The sequence below is a fragment of the Kitasatospora sp. NPDC091257 genome, assembly GCF_044757675.1.
Lineage (GTDB): Bacteria > Actinomycetota > Actinomycetes > Streptomycetales > Streptomycetaceae > Kitasatospora > Kitasatospora lactacystinica.
Genome location: NZ_JBIVVI010001352.1, coordinates 1 through 2263 on the forward strand (window position 1 = coordinate 1; position 2263 = coordinate 2263).

2 protein-coding genes are annotated in these 2263 nt (G+C 75.3%); one reads left to right on the top strand and one right to left on the bottom strand.

Annotation, left to right across the window (positions count from 1 at the left end):
• Nucleotides 1-895, bottom strand: an 895-nt coding sequence (locus ACIQOV_RS38170) for a transcriptional regulator (RefSeq protein ID WP_401055358.1), incomplete at its 3' end; no start/stop codon positions are given.
• A 55-nt stretch (nucleotides 896-950) separates the two neighbouring features.
• On the opposite strand from ACIQOV_RS38170, the gene ACIQOV_RS38175 reads away from it, so the two are divergent.
• Nucleotides 951-2198, top strand: a complete 1248-nt coding sequence (locus ACIQOV_RS38175; protein ID WP_401055359.1) for an MFS transporter — start codon at nucleotides 951-953, stop codon at nucleotides 2196-2198.
• The last annotated feature ends 65 nt before the right edge of the window (nucleotides 2199-2263 follow it).

Genomic DNA, 2263 nt, shown 5'->3' on the forward strand with positions numbered 1-2263 from the left:
CACCCGGGGTGACCCCGAGCCGGTGCGCCAGCTCCGTCGTGCTGGCCGGGGTCTCCAGCAGTGCCAGCAGCCTGGCCCTGGGAGCGCCGATCAGTCCGGCCAGCGGCCCGTCGGCCACCGCCCCTGCCCCGGCGGGCCCCAGGCCCTCGGCCATCGTCGCCTTGCCGCGCGCCGGGTAGCAGACCAGCGGCGGCCCCGCCTGGGTGACATCGGTCTGCGCCCCGAGCCCGAACAGCGTCGGGATCAGCACCAATCCGCGCCCGGCGACCTTCACCGTGGTGCCCACCGCCTTCACCGCCGGGTGCGGGTCGACGAGCCGCAGCACCCCGGCGTGCCAGCTCAGCCTGGCGTCGAGGTCCGCGAACAGCCCGTCCGCCCCGTGCTCCGAGAGCATGCGCCCCCGGTGGGCGATGTCCGCCTCCAGCACTGAGCGGGCGCGCGGCCACCAGGCGGGGGCGAGGCAGCGCGTCCAGTACGCGTCCAGCGCCTCGGCCGTCCGGGCGGCCAGCGCCGCCGGGTCGTCGATCAGCCCGGCCAGCACCGGCGGCAGCGGGCTGGGTTTCCCGCCGCCCCGGTAGGCCTCCAGTACGTCGGCCCGCACCACCTCCGGCGGGGTGGCCGCCAGCCGCGCCAACTCGGCCGAGAAGTCCGGACGGGGGCCGAGCGGACGGGGCGTGAGGAAGTCCGGCACGAAGCCGACCGGCGCGATCATCGACTCCAGCAGTGCGGTGTCCAGCGTCTCGTAGCGGTCCTGCCAGCCGGCGATCCACGGCTGCTGCTCCGGGTAGCGCAGGGGCCAGCGGCGGGCGCGCAGGCTCAACACCGCCTCCTGCAGGGCGGAGTAGCCGAACCAGGTGGCGGCGAGGTCGTCGACGCCCAGATGGAACTCGAACATTGACCGTAACGGTAAAAGAGTTCCGCCGCCGGGGGAAGCCCGCTGTCCTACTGCCATGACCTCTGCCGCGGTGCTTCCCTCCGCCGTCCGACGGCTGCTGCCGGCCGACCCCCTGCTGCGCAGGCTTGCCCTGATGAGCCTGGTGAACACCGTCGGCAACGGTCTGTTCGTGACCGTCGGCGTGCTGTTCCTGACCCGCTCCGTCGGCCTGACCCCGGGCCGGATCGCGCTCGGGCTGAGCGCGGCCGGCGTCTGCGGGGTGTTCGCCGGGCTGCCGATGGGCCGGCTCGCCGACCGGGTCGGCAGCAAGCGGCTGCTGATGGTGGTCGGGCCGCTGGAGGCGCTCGCCGTGGTCGGCTACGCCTTCGTGCACTCCTTCGCCGCCTTCGTCGCCCTGGCCTGTGCGGCCACGGTGCTGGAGCGCGGCGCGGCGGCGGTGCGCAGCGCCCTGATCGCCCGGACGCTGCCGGCCGAGAGCCAGGTGCGTTCACGGTCGCTGCTGCGCTCGGTGATGAACGCGGGGCTGGTGGTCGGGTCCGGCGGCGCGGCGCTGGCGCTGCAGTCCGACAGCTACGCCGGGTACGTCACCGTGATGGTCCTGGACGCCGCGAGCTTCCTGGGTGCGACGGCGCTGCTGGCCGGCCTCCCCGTCCGTGACCTGACGGTCGGCCGGGACGGTGCCCCGGAGGCCGCCGCGGGACGGCGGACGGTGCTGCGCGACCGCCGCTACCTGCTGGTCACCGTGCTGCACGCGCTGCTGGAGCTCCAGCTCCCGGTGCTCACCGTGGGGATCCCGCTGTGGGTCGTGCTCGCGACGGACGCGCCGGCGGCGGTGGTCGCGGCGGTCAGCGTGGTCAACTGCCTGCTGGTGGTGGTGTTCCAGGTCCGGGCGAGCCGGGATGTGGACGACGTTCCGTCGGCGGCCCGGGCCTGTGCCCGGGGCGGCCTGCTGCTGGCGGGCGGCTGCCTGCTCTACGCGGCGGCGCAGTCGGGCCCGGCCGCGGTCGCCACCGCGGCGATCCTGGTCGGCGCCCTGGTGCACAGCCTCGGCGAGCTGCTCACCTCGGCGGGCGGTTGGACGCTGAGCCTGGACCTGGCCGATCCGCGTTCCCACGGCGAGTACCAGGGCGTGTTCATGAGCGGCCAGGCGGCGGCCCACGTGATCGGCCCGCTGGTGATCAGCCTGACCGTGGTCGACCACGGCGTGGTCGGCTGGGCCGTCCTGGCCGGTGTGTTCGTCCTCGCGGGCGCCGCTCTCCCGGCCGCCGTCCGGTACGCGGAGCAACCGGCCGCCGCCCGCTGACCACGAACCCTGGTCAACCGGCCCCGGTCAACGGGCCCTGCTCCGCGGCCCCGGTCAACGGCCCC

What these genes read in the sequence shown, in the direction of transcription:
- ACIQOV_RS38175 (WP_401055359.1), top strand. Translation starts at nt 951, where the DNA reads ATGACCTCTGCCGCGGTGCTTCCCTCCGCCGTCCGACGGCTGCTGCCG.